This window comes from Sphingobacterium siyangense (assembly GCF_023277505.1).
Classification (GTDB): domain Bacteria; phylum Bacteroidota; class Bacteroidia; order Sphingobacteriales; family Sphingobacteriaceae; genus Sphingobacterium; species Sphingobacterium siyangense.
In genome coordinates, this window is record NZ_CP080574.1 from 5,781,199 (window position 1) to 5,800,034 (window position 18,836).

Annotated in this window: 13 protein-coding genes; 1 reads left to right on the plus strand and 12 read right to left on the minus strand. The window is 37.8% G+C overall.

What is annotated here, in order from left to right:
* Positions 1-112 precede the first annotated feature (112 nt).
* The 12 genes from K2F45_RS24440 to K2F45_RS24495 all read right to left on the minus strand — a co-directional run bounded on the left by K2F45_RS24440 (position 113) and on the right by K2F45_RS24495 (position 16,144).
* Positions 113-895, minus strand: coding sequence for a hypothetical protein (locus K2F45_RS24440; protein WP_157698581.1), 783 nt, complete (start codon positions 893-895; stop codon positions 113-115).
* Between the two features lie 686 nt (positions 896-1,581).
* Positions 1,582-2,592 (minus strand): hypothetical protein, encoded by a 1,011-nt coding sequence (locus tag K2F45_RS24445; RefSeq protein WP_248932572.1) that lies wholly within the window; start codon positions 2,590-2,592, stop codon positions 1,582-1,584.
* A 42-nt stretch (positions 2,593-2,634) separates the two neighbouring features.
* Positions 2,635-3,168 carry a hypothetical protein gene (locus K2F45_RS24450; protein WP_248932573.1) on the minus strand — a complete coding sequence of 178 codons (534 nt, stop codon included), beginning with the start codon at positions 3,166-3,168 and terminating at the stop codon, positions 2,635-2,637.
* Between the two features lie 1,082 nt (positions 3,169-4,250).
* A complete protein-coding gene (locus tag K2F45_RS24455; RefSeq protein WP_157698583.1) occupies positions 4,251-4,766 on the minus strand; it encodes a hypothetical protein in 516 nt (171 codons plus the stop codon).
* 120 nt (positions 4,767-4,886) lie between these two features.
* A complete protein-coding gene (locus K2F45_RS24460; RefSeq protein WP_075994286.1) occupies positions 4,887-5,327 on the minus strand; it encodes a PH domain-containing protein in 441 nt (146 codons plus the stop codon).
* Positions 5,328-5,345: 18 nt separating this feature from the next.
* Positions 5,346-6,155, minus strand: a complete 810-nt coding sequence (locus K2F45_RS24465) for a hypothetical protein (RefSeq protein WP_248932574.1) — start codon at positions 6,153-6,155, stop codon at positions 5,346-5,348.
* Between the two features lie 95 nt (positions 6,156-6,250).
* Complete coding sequence (locus K2F45_RS24470) at positions 6,251-7,576, minus strand: DUF4302 domain-containing protein (protein WP_083296084.1); 1,326 nt, start codon at positions 7,574-7,576, stop codon at positions 6,251-6,253.
* Between the two features lie 98 nt (positions 7,577-7,674).
* Positions 7,675-9,045 (minus strand): substrate import-associated zinc metallohydrolase lipoprotein, encoded by a 1,371-nt coding sequence (locus tag K2F45_RS24475; protein WP_248932575.1) that lies wholly within the window; start codon positions 9,043-9,045, stop codon positions 7,675-7,677.
* Positions 9,046-9,048: 3 nt separating this feature from the next.
* A complete protein-coding gene (locus tag K2F45_RS24480; protein ID WP_248932576.1) occupies positions 9,049-10,518 on the minus strand; it encodes a RagB/SusD family nutrient uptake outer membrane protein in 1,470 nt (489 codons plus the stop codon).
* Between the two features lie 11 nt (positions 10,519-10,529).
* Positions 10,530-14,156 (minus strand): SusC/RagA family TonB-linked outer membrane protein, encoded by a 3,627-nt coding sequence (locus tag K2F45_RS24485; RefSeq protein ID WP_248932577.1) that lies wholly within the window; start codon positions 14,154-14,156, stop codon positions 10,530-10,532.
* 256 nt (positions 14,157-14,412) lie between these two features.
* Positions 14,413-15,570 (minus strand): FecR family protein, encoded by a 1,158-nt coding sequence (locus K2F45_RS24490; protein WP_075994292.1) that lies wholly within the window; start codon positions 15,568-15,570, stop codon positions 14,413-14,415.
* 46 nt (positions 15,571-15,616) lie between these two features.
* Positions 15,617-16,144: an RNA polymerase sigma factor gene (locus K2F45_RS24495; RefSeq protein ID WP_070569139.1), complete on the minus strand. Its 528-nt coding sequence runs from the start codon at positions 16,142-16,144 to the stop codon at positions 15,617-15,619.
* Positions 16,145-16,507: 363 nt separating this feature from the next.
* Here K2F45_RS24495 and K2F45_RS24500 point away from each other — a divergent pair, with 363 nt between their 5' ends.
* On the plus strand, positions 16,508-18,817 hold the full coding sequence (locus tag K2F45_RS24500; RefSeq protein ID WP_248932578.1) for a putative monovalent cation/H+ antiporter subunit A: 2,310 nt from the start codon (positions 16,508-16,510) through the stop codon (positions 18,815-18,817).
* Positions 18,818-18,836: the final 19 nt, after the last annotated feature.

The window sequence follows — 18,836 nt, forward strand, 5'->3', positions numbered from 1 at the left end:
TTTTATTACATTTAGATCAACGGAATAAAAAAGTCGGTAAATGGAGGTAAAGGAGCGGTAAATGGATATCCGCTCCGGTAGGAAAAAACACAGGTACGGGTTAACGTTACTTTTATAACTGGAAAGCAGCTAGAATAGTTGCAGGCGTACAATCAACTTCATTCAGCACATTGCACCGTCGGCCATTTTTATGAAGATATATGATCGTAAATCCAACCAGGATCGGCGTACCAACAAATTCGTTGCATGGAATGCTGATTGTCTTGGCCGGAATTGGATCCTGCCCATAGACGATATCGATTTCCCATTCTTCATCCTTTACCTCAGTGAACTCCCTTTCTTTGAAATTGAAAGAAAAGGTATGGAATTTAAAGGCGATAGCATTACAATCTTTGGGTAGCAGCAATGCTCGGTTAATGTCAAATATTGGAAATGATATTTCGATCTGATTCTCCTTGGTAAGGCTAACCGTTGGATCGATATTCAGCGCATCCTGCATATGGAAATTTTCGTTGAATTGGAAATTCACCAATCTGTCGAGCCTACAGTTGTTTAGGCAAAGTGTTCCCCTATCGTCATTGATATTTGTCTTCATTGCCCTATAAATCTGTCTATTCAAGCGATTGCCCATTTGTCCATCATGCAGTTCCTGATGCACTAACCCAAAAGCCTGCCTAATTGCGGCGCCCGCGCGACTTGCCTGTCCAAAATCTTTACCAGCATTCTTCGTGTCGACGTTTTGTTTTACACGATGTGGTTTACCTTGAATGTAGTTCTTTGTTCCTACCTTCCTGCTTACCAGTGGGCCAACCAGTCCACGGATATAGCCATTATCATTTATTCCCATACAATAAATATACCACCAAAACGACCCTATGTCAAGTATCTTGTTCATTTTTAAGGATTTCGGAAGCTGCAGCAAACAGCAATTATAAATTTGAAAATTTAGTGATACCTTTTTGGGGATTAGTTATAACCAATTCCTAACCACCTTCTAATTGCAAGCAAGATGCAGACAGGATGTCTGTACAGTGAAAGCACCCTTAAAAGGTGGACTCAACGTGGACTCACTGTGCACACAAGGTGGTTACAGTACGGAGTTGATCGCAAGTTGGTATGGAGTTGCTGTCAGGAAAATATAATTATTTGCGCCGAGCGGCTGTATTGAACTTTGAGAATAGTGTAATCACAATAGAGCTTGATATAGCCCCTACGAACAAAGAATCGGGAATGGACGATTTCTCATCCAAGAAATAGTATACAGCAGCTGCTATTGAAAAGCAGACGATGAAGGACAATATTAAAACAAGTATAAATTTGGTTTTCATTAGTCAAGGGTTAATAGAGTACAATTTAATATACAAAAGACATCTAATATATAAAGGTAAATTCATTTAATTTATACCATTAATCCATTTCAGCAACTAGGAACACTATTTAACTACGCTGGAGTGAGAACGTTTTCCACAATGTTATTAACAAACTGTGGAAAACTGCAAACACATCAAATTTTACTCGGAAAATAGGACGATATACTATGTTCTGTCGAAAGTTTTTTACGATGTAAATAAGAGATACATATTATTGTTTATTCAGCAGCCGAATAAAGCTACCATTTGCATAATCGAGTTTCTGCGCATAGTAGTTTGTTTCAGGGCCTGCTACCAACACACCTCCTATTGCACCTAGCAACACGGAAGCTACAACAACATTGGTTGCAGATGCAGTTTCCATAACGGGACCCACAAAAATAAAATCATCATCTTCCTTGATTAAAGCATAAAACTGATCCTGACTTGAAATAAAAGGATTACCAGCATGCACTACTGCATAATAATCTTTCGGGTTTACCTTTTTAAGTTTCCCTTTTTCATTCTCTTTAAAGAAGCCTAAGTTTAAATCCCCCTCTCTTAATTGGGCCTGCCCACCTGATGGTGTTTGAAGGGCAAATTCTTCGTAGGTCAGATATAACCCATCTTTATATGTTTCCGTGTTATAAAGTGCCAATTGTTTCTTTTGAATATCGTCGTAATGTTCGATTTCACTGAGACTATAGCTTTTTGTGGTATCGCCGTTTTTGGTTAATGCATCAAGGATCAGGTTATTGACAACCTCGCTGGCGCGTGCCAAAGTCGCTTTGGTTACATCCATCCCTTTAACGACGATAGCTGTATCAGCTCGGGCTAGCTGTAAATATTCTCCATTAGCCTCTTTTGAGAATAAGATTGCTCTAAAATCCAAAAATCCCTTTTCAGAAAAAGCTCCCGTCAATTCCGCTATGCAGAACTTTTCCAACCGCATCAGCAATTCACCATTGCCTTTACGACCGGTTATTTGTTCCAATTGGCTCTGCAACTGTTTTTCCAATGATGGCTCCGCCACCAACAACCGGTTTGCGTTCATTATACCGACCTGTATGACGCCCAGATTATCTTTTATCTCTCTTGCGTCGTATAGGTTTATTTTGCCATACTTAGCGTTCTCGACGATCTTATGTGGTTTCGTAAATAGAAATGCTCTGGTCTTTTGTTGCGCTTGCACGGCAACTGTATTTATAAGAATAATGAATAGGAGGAAAATAATCCGTTTCATGATAAGTAAATTTCAAAAAATAGGTTACGCTAAGTTATCGCATTATTTGCTTTTCTGCAATGTCCATACTTCTTTATGGATCATGGGCTTTCCACCCGAAGCGCTATCTATATCATTTACAACAAGTTCAAGTAGTCCATTTACAAAAGCATAACGATAAGTTAACTTCTGTGAGACTGGTAATGGTTCCAATTGAAGAGTGATGGTATTGCCATCGACCTTATAGCTGGCTCTTATCCTATCGGCCGTTTTACTTTCGCTATCAGGTTTGTCCGGGTCCTCATATAGGTGCCCATCATCGTTGGGCAGCGTGAATATCTCCGATGTTATCAATGCGGCACTATCAACAGCATAAAACAGCAGTCCTTTATAGGTCGATGGGTAATAGCCATTCTTTGTCAAAAATGTTTTCACGTCCGTTGTTTCCTCTTTTAGTCCAGCAACCGGGTCGGTATACTTTGTATAGATAGTCTTGATTTCCCACTCTCCTACGAAAGGATTAACATCGTCTTTTTCTTTCTTACATCCTAGAAAGAAAACAACAAAGGGAATAATAAACAATAATCTTTTCATCATTTTTCGGTCAAATACGTTGTTATCTACTATAGAAGTTAGAGTTTGTAATTACAATCACAGCACCGTTAGAAAGTCAGATAATATAGCTTCATTTCAAAAAAAATAACTATCTTTAAGTATGCCAAATTTAAACCTATAATACAATAATCAGAATGATGAAAACATACTTAAAAGCGAAATCCCCATTGTCATTAGTTTTGAACATTATTACTGCTCTATTCTTACTCAGCCAAATGCCTCAGCATATCCTAATACATCGAGATGCTGAAATACTGAAAATTATATCAGTAACATTAGTTGATATCTGTGCTATTGCAATTCTGATCTATTCTCTATATAGACTTATCTTTAATAGATTAAAATTCTAGCAATGAACACAATTTTATTAAAGATTTATCAATTTTTTACGACAACCACTATCGTCGAAATATCTATAGGTCGATGGCTTAGAATAATATTTGCTCTCCTTTTATTGGTTATAGGTATAAAGGATAAGCACCATTTAACCACTTGGATCGCACTCCTATTTATTTTGACAGAATTAAATGTCGACATTTTCTCCAAAAGAAGCTCAAAAATTAGAAACGAGAAGTAAGTTAACTTTTATTCCAAACCGCGGGCTCTTGCCTAGCTTTAAGTGTGAACCAATTAGATGTTAATAGCTCCTTTTTAGCAACGGATTTATATCTTCTTTTCACCTTTCTGACAGCCTATTAATAAAAAATAATCTTTTCATCATTTTTTTGGTTAAATAACATGCTTTCCTATGTTTTTCAGGATACCGCATCCTGTTATAACAACCTATATATTTAAAGATCTGAAATTATTTACGTTTCTTAGTTTTAATTTCCACAAATGTGAGTACCAGCGCACCGACTATTAAATACACACATGTTGCAACTAGTCTACCGACGGTAAATTCTGTCACTTCACCTCGAAAGTAAACGTCAATAAGTTGCTGACTGAGTATGATTACCAACATGATCTGGCAGTAGATAAAAAATAATTTGCGGTGTGTTTTCATAAAGATCTATAAGTGCTGACTATTACTCCTGTTTGCTAATAAAATAAATTATCCTTTTTTATCGTCCATTACCCCAAGCGAATTGCACATAGAAATTTCCAAGCCTATCCTTCGGCGCATTCGAAACAGCAGCATTCACTACTTTCCATTCATTTTTTGTAATAGAAGATTTATAACCTACTCTGCATTCAGGACGAAAGATATTACGTTCCGTATTGAAAGTTTTCAAGGTGACACTCAAGTCTACGATAGCAGCATCGTGCTCCATTTTAGTTTGGTTGGACTGCCTGGTCAAAAAGTCTCCAAATTCTCCATTCAGATTTTTCTTTTGAACGGTAAAAGTAGTAGACTGCGTACCTACTCCCAGCTGCGGGCTAAAGATCAATCTGCCTGTACGTATCGCATTGGTAGATACATAAACCGTAAAATCGCCTGTATTCATTGTATTGTCATTTTTACTGCTTGTGGAAAGGCTAAAATTCACGCCAATGAGGGGTTGTTTGATCCTATATGCAAGTCCAGCTCCAGCATTCCACCCAAATAGAGGTACCTTTCCGGAATCATAATCTTTCAAGATCCTATTCAGATTGCTAGCGTTATTAAATTGAACACCGGCAAAATAGATCGTCTCAAATGGCAGATGTTTAGTCCGAGTAACCAATTCGTATTGACGAAACTTTATTGAGGAAAAAGACTATTTCGCTTCGATAACATTGATATTGGGTGCAATTTGTTTCAATTTATCAATAAATTGGGTTGGATTTTCCGGATCAACGAATATATCATCAATTACATTATAATGCAGAATCATTCCCCTTCTATAGGGCCTTAAAACGGTGAACCTCATCGATCCAAACCAAAATACCTTATCAGCTTCAACTTTGCGAATGGAGTTGACATCAACAGAATCGGTTCCCCAGATACTTTTAATAAACAGTTTATTGTCTTCAATCCAATAACGTTTATAGAAGAAAGTGAAATACCAGGTTAATGCAAATACCGCAAACAACAAAAGTGCCCCAGTGTAAAGTCCTTGCTCCAAGTCTCCATATGATACCATGGCAATAAATATAATCATCCCAGCCCCCCATATATAACTACCGAAGGGTATGTGGGTATTAAATACTTCTTTCATAATCAATAGTTTGCTAGGTCAGTTACTTTTATTCCAAACGGTAAAATTTTGCTTAACTGAAAGCGGAAACAAATTATAGACTTCACGATATTGTTCGAAATCTTCTTTCGTATTAACCTGAATATGGTAGATTGGAGGAATGACCTCGCTATCTATATTATCTTTCATAAAATTTATTTCTTCACGTAACAGTGCTGTTTTAATATTTGGCAACCAATCTTTTGCTAAGAGCGCGTTTAATCGCTCTGAATCCTCGAATAATTTAAGATCATTATAATGTGCCACTACTTGTTGAAGACTATCTTTTTGATGTCGATTTTTAGCCCTATAACGATCCACTAATGCTAAGTATCTATTATATAACTTGTTGTTTGCTCCATCGGATACTACTGCAATTTTAATTGATTCACTCCCATTCTTAGCCAACAATAATTCTTCTAGCTCCGATTGTTGATAAGTACTGTCCAGTAACAATGTATAATTATTTGACTCTTTTGCATCTAACCAAAATGTGGCTGACAAATAATATTTTGGTGTACCAAGTTCAGGTTGACGGGCAAATCGTTCGATCTCCTGTGGCTTCACCACATCCCTCTCCCAGGAAAAAACGATTTGATAGATTCCTTTTGGAAGTTTATCAAGCTTTATCTTGAAGGTGTCGCTATATAGCGTGTCTGCGATAACTTTACTTCCACTTTCCATCTCATATAAATCAAAATAAAACGGCGACTTGACTTCCAGACTTCCGGTAAGATCCACCTTTTGATTCCTTTCACAAGCAAATAGACTTAGAAAGAAAAAATATATTATTCCGTGATATTTTAACATAATCCTATATTAGTAATCCTATACGCACTTCATGCGGATAATAGGATATTAGGTTCGACATACTGCATCGAACCTAATATTAAATCAAGATGTTATTAATTATTTTGTCCAGTAAAATAGAAATCAGGATGTTCAATGCTTTTAAATTGAGACATTACCTCAAATGTTTCAGGATTTACAAAATAATCTAATTCAAATGTATCGGTGTTGATTCTTTCTTGAAGTAAATAGCGTACATCATTATAAAGTGCACCTTCATTACCGCCTGGCGTTCCACTAGGTGTAAATTTAAATTTGCCGTTTTCTACTGTATACGTATAATTGTACGTCAATGTCGTTCTGTTTTCGCCATATTTAATGTTAAATACAACAGCCATCTTGTTGTTCACAACTTGAAATTTAAAATCTGTCGTATTTAAAATAAGGGTCTGGCCACCAATATTCCATCGACCGATACCTGCCTTTGTTGACGCCTTCCTTGCGATAAAATCTGTACTCCACCCGTTAAAGGTTGTAACATCTGGAATAGTAATGATTGAAAAACTAGTCCCCAATGCTGTAATATAAGGAATAACAGAAGAAGAATTAATTTTCACAGGATATTCTTTACCTCCGCTGTCGATTCCAACAATCGAATTTTCATCCTTCCAAATAAAACGTTCTATTTTAGCATTACCTAATAGCGCTCCGCCAACAATCTCTAGTCCATCAATCGTACTACAAAAATCTGCAAACGAAGAAGAAAATGTACCATCTGAATTAGCAACAACCACAGACATCTTTTTCGTACTAAAACCAAATGCTATTTCTGCTTCTACCCCGTCAACGACAATGGAGGTCAATGGGTTCTTCTTAAAAAATGTCCTATTTTTTGTAATCGTATTCAGATAATCTTTCGCAATATATTTACTTGCTTCTGATTCGTTCGCCTTTACCAAAATTAAAGGCTTTTGAAACTTTCTTCCTTCAAAAAACAAAGTATCTCCGTGAGTTTTAACATAATCAAACTCAACATCACTTCCCATTCCTTTACCAGCCTGACCTCCATATGTTCCCGGATTTGGATCCTGTAGCATGGTGAGATAGTTATAGGTATCAAATGACAGGGTCGCCGCCATAATTTGACGGACCCTAAAAGTAGATTCTTTGAGTTCCGAAGAAGTTGCATCATTTAAATCGGCAACCATTTTTACGCGATCGTTATCGCCAAATTGCATGTAAAACCCATAGCCGCCAGAATACTCTGTCGTTAAACTTGCTTTCCATCCATATGGAGCACCAATTAATGTTTTCCTAACATACGAAAGGGTATCAGAGATGCGAGAGTCTGGATCAGACCCCAGCTCCAGTTCGACTTCTTTTGATTTTGTACAACTCATTGCGAGTAATACAAAACATATAAAATAAAATATCTTTTTCATCTATACATATTTTTTAATTTCCAATCCATAATACGGAATTTGTTATTCCAAATTCACCTTCTTTATTAAGTGGCATTTTAAAGAGGATTGGTAAATGATTAATATTTCTTAGTTGAGACCTTACCCGTGAGACTAAACTGAGGATTTGCTAAATCCTGAATACTTACAAATTTCAAATAATTAAGTGGCGTTTGTACACCGTTTATGCTCCAGGAGAATTTAAAACTTGTGCTCTCTAAATAATTTAATAAAGGTTTCACATCACTTATAATGTAAGAAAAATTACCGTATCCGTACCCGGCATCGGTCCCTTGTACAGTAGACAATTTTATCTTGTAACTCTCATTATCGATCTTAATAATATCCAAATCATATAAAGCATTCCAGGTATCAGTATTATTGCCAAATGGAATGGACAAGGTCATCTTGCTCGCACTAAGCATCTTTAACCGTACCCCTTTAACCTGATAACTTCCAAATCCATCTAGAATAGGCGTAAATAATTCAATCTGCTTAGGTGATAAGACATTTTCCTGTCCCCAGCTTGATCGAATATCCATATCGATGGTTTCAGTGATTGTTTTGTTCGTCACAGCCGTCAAAAAACTATAAGATTGACTCTTGTACTGCTCCTCCATTACCCTTTGAAATTCCATTTGTAATTGAGTAACATCAATATTAAAATACTTAATCATATAGTCCCGCACAATGGTCTCTTTTTGCTTTAACTTAACATAGGGAATTGAGTCAGATTGATAAGCAAATTGGTCATAATACAATTGCCCTCCAACAATTAGGTGCGACAACGTTTCGGCAAAATCCTCACCAATATTTTTACGGGCATATGGAGTGATAAATCCAAGTGCTCTCGCTGCTGCTGGTGTATTTTCTTGTGCAGTCCAATTGGAATAATAATCTCCAACACATACTTTTTCAAAATCGACTGGTATAAATCGTGTTTGATTTAATATATGGGTAAATTCATGATGGATCACTTGTAAATTCCCAATTACTGAATTAGGATTATTCTCATTCAGTCCATTTAATCCATAGAGTGTTATCCGGCGTCCACCATCAGCTGTTCCTCCTTTCACTGAGCCATCTGGGTCATAATCTCCGGAACCAAATAATGCAAATTGTTTTGGGGTATAGGTTTTAATAAAGGTGGCTCCCCCAATTTTATTGTATACATCCAAAAATCCCTTTTTAACAATATCCATTTGCGGAATCACTTTCGATTCATCTGCAGGAGATATATTTTTATTTATATCATGCATATTACGCTGATAGCGGTATACGACTTCGATATTATAGGGATCTGTCAGATTTTTAGTAATCCATTCATCAATCGCCCCCGGAACAAATGTATCGTAGTTCTGAAGCGTGTAATTTAGTTTATCTTCTTTATTACAGGCAAAGATTAATCCGATCAGACTAACTCCTGTAAATATTTTAACAATTGTTTTCATGATTTATCTTGGGTTTAGTTCGACACCTGCTAACTTCGCTTCTTGTGGAATTTGAAAGACTCTCCTCGGATCTTCAGGTTTAAGTTCTAGAATGGTTTCACGCTCATCATTGCCAATCATATTGTGCCTAACAGTTAATCCTTTACGTATAATATCAAACCAACGGAGACCCATCGACATAAAGCCAATTTGCTTAAACTGTAATGTTGTTTCAATCAAGGCTTCTTTATCATCAGCCACACCAAAAAAATCCTTGGATTTTGCAACTGTTACAGCATAGGTATTGGGATTATAATTATTAATCCTATTGCTGGCAAATAAATTAAGATCCGCCAAGGCACTATTGGTATTCCCCAATTCGGCATAAGCTTCTGCTCGATTCAATAATACCTCATCTGTAATCAATACGGGTACCATTAACATTGGATAGCCTGTATTTGCGGTTGGATTTGTCACGTACCAAAACTCTTTCCACAGATAGGTGGTGTAATGTGGAGATCCATAACTTACCCCAAAGTTATAAAGCTTAGCTCCAGCAGCCGTCATACCATTATAAATATTTTGAAACACATTTATCCCCATCGCATAACGATTGTTCCACCATCTTTGGTAACCGCTATAAGTTTCATTAATCAATAAGTTATAGGGCTGTTCGGCTTTGGCAAATTCTGTACGAACGGACTCAAACCCCAATGTCTTGAACGTGGAATTATAAGGAATTAATTTACCCGTAAAATTACCACCGAAAATCTTATTGGCATTATCCACTACCTTTTGCCATTCTCCTGTAAACAAGTAAAAACGTGTAGCAAAAGCATGAGCCGCTTCAGGTGTAAAGTGATATTTAGGGACATCCCAAAGTCCTTTTCCTTTGTCTAATAACGCTAATCCTTCTTCCAGATCCTGACGAATATTATCATAAGTCGATTTAACGGTTCCTCGATCATATTTTTTTATAAGCACCGTTTCAGGTTCTTTCACATAAGGTACACCTGGGGAATCATTACTAGCTCCCGATTTTGGGTCATATACTTTTGCAAAATAGTTGGCAAGCATAAAATGACAATAAGCACGAGCAACAAGTGCTTCGCCCTTATAAGGCAAAACATCAGCGCCAAAATCATTCTTCTCAATAGCATCCAGTGCATGATTAGCTGCTGCAATTGCCTCATAACATGAATTCCAATAAGCGGTTGGAGAATCCGTATCATCGCCGATAATATCTTTCCACTCATAAAGAGCAGGAACCGGTTGATACAAATCGCCAACACCTTTGTCTTCGACATTGTCCGAATACGTTTCAGCCATAGCCAAAGAATTTCGCCCAGGATAGGCTGACGCAACCAATCGTTTGACTTTATCTACAGTATTGATCTGAGCACGCATATCAGGCTCCTGATCAAGATATTTGCTACATCCGCTGAACAAAAAAGCAGCGGATAAAAGAATATATTTGATAGTATTTAATTTCATGATTTATATTTTTAGAATCCCAACTTCACAGATAACGTAATTTGTTTTGGCACAGGAAGAGCAACTCCACCATTACTATAAAACTCCGGATCGACTCCGTTTAACTTCTTATCTGAGTATAATAACCATAAATTATTCCCTACAAGATTAAACTGTGCTGTTCTGAATTTAATGCGTGACACGAGCTCCTTAGGTACATTGTATCCAATAGAAATTTGTGACAAACGAATATAGTCGCCTTTCGCCACACGCTCGGATGAATAGTTGTAAGCATTGTACGTATAGTTTGCCGCATTTCTTTCTTCCAAAGCATTCTTAACATCGAATTCTGCCGACAACGGATCCAAAGTCGAGGGAATCACCGTTATATACTCATCACCACGATATAAAAACCTATTGATCAAATCCTTTGATACATTATACATATCCAAATAAGATGAGGAATAACTAGGTTGCAGACGAACCTTATTACCAAAAGCAAATTTCATTAAAAAGGACAAACTGAAATTTTTATACTCTAATCGGTTATAATATCCACCCGCTATTGTAGGGTCTACAGGGCCTTCATATTTTAAGAAATCAGTTTCATTGTCCTGCAGCCAAAAATACGTAGCACCTGGTGTCCCGTCAGTACCGATAAACATCGGGTACCCACCTCTTGCGTTAAGCTTATCGAAATCGATAGAATACAATCCACGATGTGGCTTTCCTAATTTGGCCCCACCTTCAGCAGAAACTAAATTCCAGATGTTACGTGTCACATCAAGTTTTGTAATTTCTGTTTTATTAAAGCCTAGGGTAAACTGGGTCCGCCAAGTAAAACCTTGCGGATCTTTAAAAGGATATCCGCCTAGTTGAATGTCAACACCATGCCCCTTCATATCCGCATAGTTACCCAGTTTTTCGAACTGACCTCCAATACCCGATGTTCGAATAGGCCCAATCAAATCGAAAATGTTTCTTCTATAATAATCAAAGTTCAAATCAATTCGACGATTTAAAAAGCTTAGGTCAGTACCAATATTCAATTCGTACATCTTTTCCCAAGTCAATTCTGAATTTTCTAAACCGTCAATATTAATTTTACCTTCTTTCTCCGATTCGTAAGGTCGATATGCCACCGCATTATAAAATACAGCAGAGGAGTTTGACGCATTTCCCATATTTGCCACAAGACCATAAGTTGCTCTTAAGCGTGCTGAAGAGAGAATTTTATTTTCACGGTTGAAAAAATTTTCCTGGTCAATGTCCCATGCTCCCGATAAATTCCAGGTAGGCAGCCAGCGAGCTACATTAGAATGTCCCATTTTATTTGAGCCATCATACCGTGTCGTAAAGTTAAATGAATACTTATCCTTATAATTATAAGCACCTCGAAGTGCATAGGCCAATTTTCGATCATAATTATAGGCCATTGAAAAAGGAACGTTGCCACTTTCAATCGCATACTTGTAATAGCGATAGGTAGGCATTACTAAATTTCCATTGCCATATTCTATTCCTGGACCATTAAAATCATGATTTTGTTTGTCCGCATACTGAAGCTCGTAGGTTCCAAATAAATTTAATGTATGATCATTCCATTTTTGGTTGTATTCCAAATTGTGGCGCATATAATAACTGATCATATTATTATTGGCAACATTAAAGAATCCTCCATTGGGTAATATCACATATTTATCCGTATTGGGGAAATCTGGATCCGCGTACAAAAACCTATTTCCTGCATTTACTGTTTGATCCTGGTTTGCTCGATATGCTTTGGAAAGATTCGCATTTTCTGTGATCATATGCTGTCTTTCGGAGTTGTAATAACGATACATCCCATTTGCAGAATAAGTCAGAGAAGGTAAAATTTTATACGTTATACCAGCTTGAACCTTAATATCCATCAATTTTAACTTGATATAATTATTATCGAGTTCATTAAGGATATTGAATGGTGCGTAGTCTCTATTAAAATACTCAAGTTTTCCATTTTCATCGTAAGCGGTTATAATACGACTCGTATTTAGCGAATAAGAGTATGGGTTAATATCAAAATCACGAGAATAGCTACCATACACAGCATCCGAAACTCTATTTAATGTTCCTGGAGTACGCTGATCCCTAATATTACTTTGGAAGATAAATTCGGTACTCAATTTATCATTGATTTTGTAATTATTACGGACATTCGCAGTAAAACGCTTCGCAGAATTCCCCAACGTAAAACCAGAATCATTCATAAAACTAGTAGATGCATAGGTCTGGCTTTTAGCCGTCCCTGTAGACATACTTAGGGAGTGATCGTGAACAAGGGACTGCTTAAAAAGTAAGTCGAACCAATCTGTATTTGCATTGGTATAGCGCTGCAAAAATTGATACCGAGAGGGAGCATCATTGCGTAAAGCATACGAATCAGTAGAAGGATCATAATCATACATCAGATTATACATCTTGTTAAAGACACCTCCAGTTGGGGAGCGAGAAACCTGTGAATGATTTAAATAGCCTTTGTTTTCCATATCAATGATCAATTGCATCTGCTCCGCTGAGTTCATGATATCAAATTGGTTGTAATTAGGCTTAATATAGGTGGTGAAGTTTCCTGAATAATTAAAATTGACAACACCATCTGTATTACGTCCCCTTTTCGTATTTACGACCACAACACCGTTCATTGCAGCAGCACCATACATGGCTGTGGCAGCAGCATCTTTCAATACAGTGATCGACTCAATATCATCTGGATTTAAACCTGCTACAGAAGAACCTAATAGCGTATTTGCATCCCCTGTTGACAATGCCTCATTGGAGATATTGACCGCCTCATCCAGGATGACACCGTCAATTACCCATAATGGTTTGTTATCTCCAGTCAATGAGGTTGCACCACGTACCCGAATTTTAGGTGCCGCACCAAAAGTACCAGACACGTTCTGAACAGAAACACCAGCCGCTTGTCCCTCCAACATACGAGAAATATCCGGAACCCCTGCACGTTCAGCCTCCTTCGCATCGATCTTCGATGAAGCGCCTGTGAATAATTTACGATCCAAATTTTGGTACCCCGTGGCAACCACATTGACTTCATCCAATTTTTGATCATTAGCTGTAAGTACAATATTTATAGTTGACTTACCAGCCATGGAAATTTCCCTGGTTCCAAACCCGACATACCGAACGACCAAAACCGCAGATGAAGAGGCATTAATCCTAAAGTGCCCTGAATCATCTGTTTGCGTCGAAATAGAAGTTCCCTTTACAGTTACAGTAGCGCCACTTAATCCCTTTCCATTTTTGTCAGTGACTGTACCTGAAACGGATTGCTGAATAGCCAATGGGACTGTCATGCTGATATTCTTTGCATTACTGTTGACCGAAATGGTGTTAGCAATAATTTTGTATTCAATATTATTGCTTTTCAAGACAGCATTCAATGCTTCCTCAACGGACGCATCCTTAACGTTCACAGAGATCCGTGCTTTAGTATTCAGATTTTCACTATATAAAACACGTAGATGGGACTGCTTGGAGATGGCAGACAATGCTTCTTCAATACGTGCATTTTTCATATTCAACGTGACTTTTTGTGCCGTGCTCTTAGCGTGCACACCCGTCACAAATGCGAATAGAAGACATGTACTAATTTTCATAATACGTAATGGTTTGCAAAATCGTGGGTCTTGAGGGATCAAGCTCCACCTTTTGCTAAGTGGTAAGTTATTCATACATTTACACTTTGTGGTTAATTGGGATTTAATTGTTCATTTTTAGATTTAGGACCTGATGATCGCATCTTTTTCTGAACAGGGATGCTGCAACATTCCTGTTCTCTTTTTTAGGTCATTGCTTTTTGATGTATTATTTTATCATAGGCGCGCTATTTTCTTTTTTATAAATTGTTAATCCTTAACTTTTGGTAGCAATAATCAATTTATTGCCTTCTACTTCAAATCTTAGGTTACTGACATAGGATAACATCTCCAATACTTGAGACAGTTTTACATCACGCTCGATACTTCCGGTATACTCCTTGTCCAACTGCACATCTCCTCGGAATGTAACATCGAGATCATACCAACGTGATAGTTGATGTGCAATATTCGTAATCGTTTCCTTCTTGAAATAAAACTCATTATTGTGCCAAGCAAGATCATGGGCCAGATCTGCTTTTCCCTTAACTAAGTTGTCTTTAAAAGAAGAAGCATATTCACCAGGAAATAATTCTACCCGTTGATCATGTTGACGTACCTCCACTCTCCCCTCTGCTAAAGTTGTTCGAACATGATCCGAATAAGAATTAATATTAAAATGCGTTCCGAGCACTTTAATTTCATTACCTTTCGATTCCACAATAAAAGGTTGATCTGACTTGGGGGCAACCTCGAAATAGGCTTCTCCATCCAAAAAGACTCTACGTTCTTTCGGTGAAAACTGCGCAGGAAATTTCAATTGCGATAGCGCATTTACCCAAACTTTTGTGCCATCAGCCAAAGTCATCTTATAGAAACTTGCTTTTGGCACAATCAAAGAATTATACTGCAATGGGATCGCTTGATCTGTTTGCTTAACGATCAGCTCATTGCTGTTCCCGATTAGATTATTGTTTTTAGTCAAGGTTTTAGTGGAATCACTATTCAAAGAGAGCCTGGAGCCATCAGCCAGCACTAATACTGCACCACTTGTAGCAGGAGCAATATCTTGCTTTTTTGAAACTATTACACTTTTATCTCCCGAAAAGAATGAGGCAAAATCACCTCTCCATAATAGAAAACCACCTAACAAGAATACAATAGATGCTGCAATGCTTAAAGACCATTTCCGGAAAGATCTCGCACTGTTGGATTCTTTATTTTTCAACCGCTCCCATGCCTGATTTACATCCAACTGCCGAATAACGGCCAAATCTTCTGCTATATTTTCCGCTTTTCGGAAGGACTCTAAAAGCTGCTTATTTTGTGAACTGGCATTGAGCCATTCATCAAGCTGCACTTGTTCCTCTGCTGTCAATTGACCACAAAGGAATTTCTGTATTAAATCAGTGATATGTCTTGTGTTTTCTTTCATCAATTACCATAAAGAAACTTAAGACGAAGAAAAGGGTGACAAGAATTTAAATATTTTTTAACAAAAATATAATAAGGGGTATAAACTCGGGATTCAAACGTTTGAGTAACATTTTCATGCCGCGTTGCTTTTGTGTTTTTACAGTATTGATACTAATTTGCAGCTCCCGTGTAATTTCAAGATTGGATAAACCTTCAAGATAACCAAGCCGAAAAACTTGTTGACAGGCGAAAGGCATTTCCTCAATAATTTTATATATTTCCTGAATGACCTCACTGTGAATCATATTCAATTCAAGCGCAGTATTATCTTCTTCGGTAAAACCTACAACATTCCAATATTTTTGACGGACCTTTTCATGACGGATATGATTATAACAAGCGAAACGCACAGAACTATAGAGATAGTTCTTTATTGCAATCTCATTATCACTGACATGATCAGTATTTTTGAAATAAGCAATAAAAGAGTCTTGTACCAGATCTTCTGCTAGAGAAAGGTCACCAACAATCTTCCAAGCAAAATGGCAAAGTCCATTATAGTGTGTCTTAAACAATACTTCTTCTTTCTGCATAGTTAGATCTCTTCCACACTCTGATTCTATTATTTTTAGAGATGAGATTATTTAGGGTAAAAAACACATCCAATTGAGGATGTTTAATAATTGTATCGTAAAAATGCTCTTTTTTTTTGTCAATCCCAAATAATAATTCTAAACCCGCATTTATTCCTCTCTAGATTGCTAAACTAGTTTAGTTTTTTTCCGACAAACAAAACAAAATTCCTGCTTTTATTATTTATATAGCGAGAAAACGGCCAAAAACTAGCATTTTTTCGCTTTTTTTTACTATATTGTAAACTTTCAAAAAACCTTCATCGCCATATAAGCATTGGCAACGATGAAATGTAGAAGGTTAAAAATTAAAACAAAGACTACATGCTATTTACTGTTCTTTCAGGACTAATAACATCGAGCCTTATTGTTCCATTTGGTCGATTCCTAAAAACCAAATGGGGTTTTATTCTCGCATTCTTACCGGTACTTCTATTTCTATACTTTGCTCAATATATTGTACCTATTGGTCAAGGCTCCTATTTCGTCCAATCAACATCGTGGGTGCCCTCCTTAGGCATCAATCTGGATTTTAAATTAGATGGACTGTCACTACTTTTCGCCTTATTGATTACTGGGATCGGATCCTGTATATTCTTTTACGCGAATGCCTATCTCAAAGGTCATCGATATATCGATCGATTCTTTGGCTACCTCTGCCTTTTTATGTCGGCTATGCTGGGGCTTGTCCTGTCGGACAACATGTTACTATTGTTTATCTTTTGGGAACTGACCTCGATCAGCTCATTTTTTCTCATTGGATTTAACAATGACAAAAATGATTCACGCAAAAGCGCACTGACTGCACTATCCATTACCGGGTTGGGTGGTTTTTTTCTACTGGCAGGTTTTATTTTGCTGGGTAATATTGCTGGCACTTACCATATTACAGCTCTCATCGGCAAAGTATCGATCATTCAGCAACATCCACTCTTTCCCCTGGTCTTTGGCCTCGTAGCACTTGGAGCGATTACGAAATCAGCACAATTCCCTTTTCATTTTTGGTTACCCGGTGCCATGAAGGCGCCAACACCTGTGTCGGCCTACTTACATTCGGCAACCATGGTAAAGGCCGGAATCTACCTTTTGGCCCGTTTTTCACCGATACTTGGGGGCAACCCGATCTGGATGTATTCCCTCATGGCCATTGGTGGCCTCACGATGCTTTATGCCGCCTTCCATTCGCTTTTCAGAACAGACCTCAAGGGAGTACTCGCTTATTCAACCATATCCGCCCTCGGTATTTTGGTTTTCTTATTGGGGCTCGGCACCAAGGATGCCATTATTGCTGCAAGTGTCTTTATACTCGTACATGCCCTATATAAAGCCGCATTATTCTTGATTACGGGGATTATAGACCATGAAACCGGAACGCGGGATCTTACAGTCTTGCGGGGGCTACGCAAGGTATTAATGCCTGTCGCTATCGCAGGTTTCCTAGCGGCACTTTCCAGTGCAGGTATTCCACTTACATTTGGATTTATTGGAAAGGATCTGATTTACGAGGCAACACTACATGCCACACCCGATTTATTTCTCTATTTGACCTTCGCTGCAGTAGTAACAAATATACTCTTGGTCTCTGCTGGATTTATGGCCGGCATCAAACCTTTTATGGGTAAGCTACCCGAGCAATTTAATACAATCCACCTGCCCTATAAAGCCATGTGGATCCCACCTCTACTTTTAGCTATATTAGGCGTTGTCTTTGGGTGCATCCCAGGACTTGTCGGGGAATGGATTGCCGGACCTACCGCAACAAGTATACTCGCAAGCCGCGAAACATTTCACCTGAAAATCTGGCATGGCTTTAATTTAATCCTGCTATTAAGCGCTATTACAATTGCCGCTGGCACGTTACTTTATTTCATAAACAGGCCCAGCGAGAAAAAATTGGCTTGGATTGCAAATTTCAATAAGATTTCTCCTGAATATATCATCCAATTATGTGCACAGGAAATTGTTTTGTTCTCTACTTTCTTCACCAACAAAATGCACAATGGCTATTTGCGTTCGTATCTGTTGAAAATTATCTTATTTGCCGAATTATTGATCGCCTACCAGTTATATTTGGGCGGACCACTCCATATCAAATGGGAAACCTTATCTCCAGTGAGTTTCTACGAAGTCACCACAGTCTGCATTTTGATCGGCGCCATTGTACTCACCATCCGCACCTCATCCCGTTTAACAGCCGTAGTAGCCACCAGTGTTGTAGGCTATGCCATATGTCTTATTTTCGTGTTTTACAGTGCCCCAGATCTAGCGATGACGCAATTCACCATTGATACACTCACGGTGGTACTCTTCGTATTGGTACTCTTTAAGCTCCCTTCTTTTCTGAATTTGGCCAACCGACGCACCATCATTCGCGACGCCGTGGTCGCTATCGTTTTTGGAATTCTGCTATCCATGGTCGCACTCCGTGTCCTCCATGAACCAACGACAACCAATATCAGTGATTTCTATGGCGATTATGCTTATGTGCTTGCTAAAGGAAAAAATGTCGTCAATGTAATACTTGTGGATTTCAGAGGTTTTGACACCATGTTTGAAATTGTAGTATTGAGTATTGCTGCATTAGGGGTATATAGCTTATTAAAATTACGTTTAAAATCCTCTGATAAAGAATAATGATTGATAAAGGTTATGC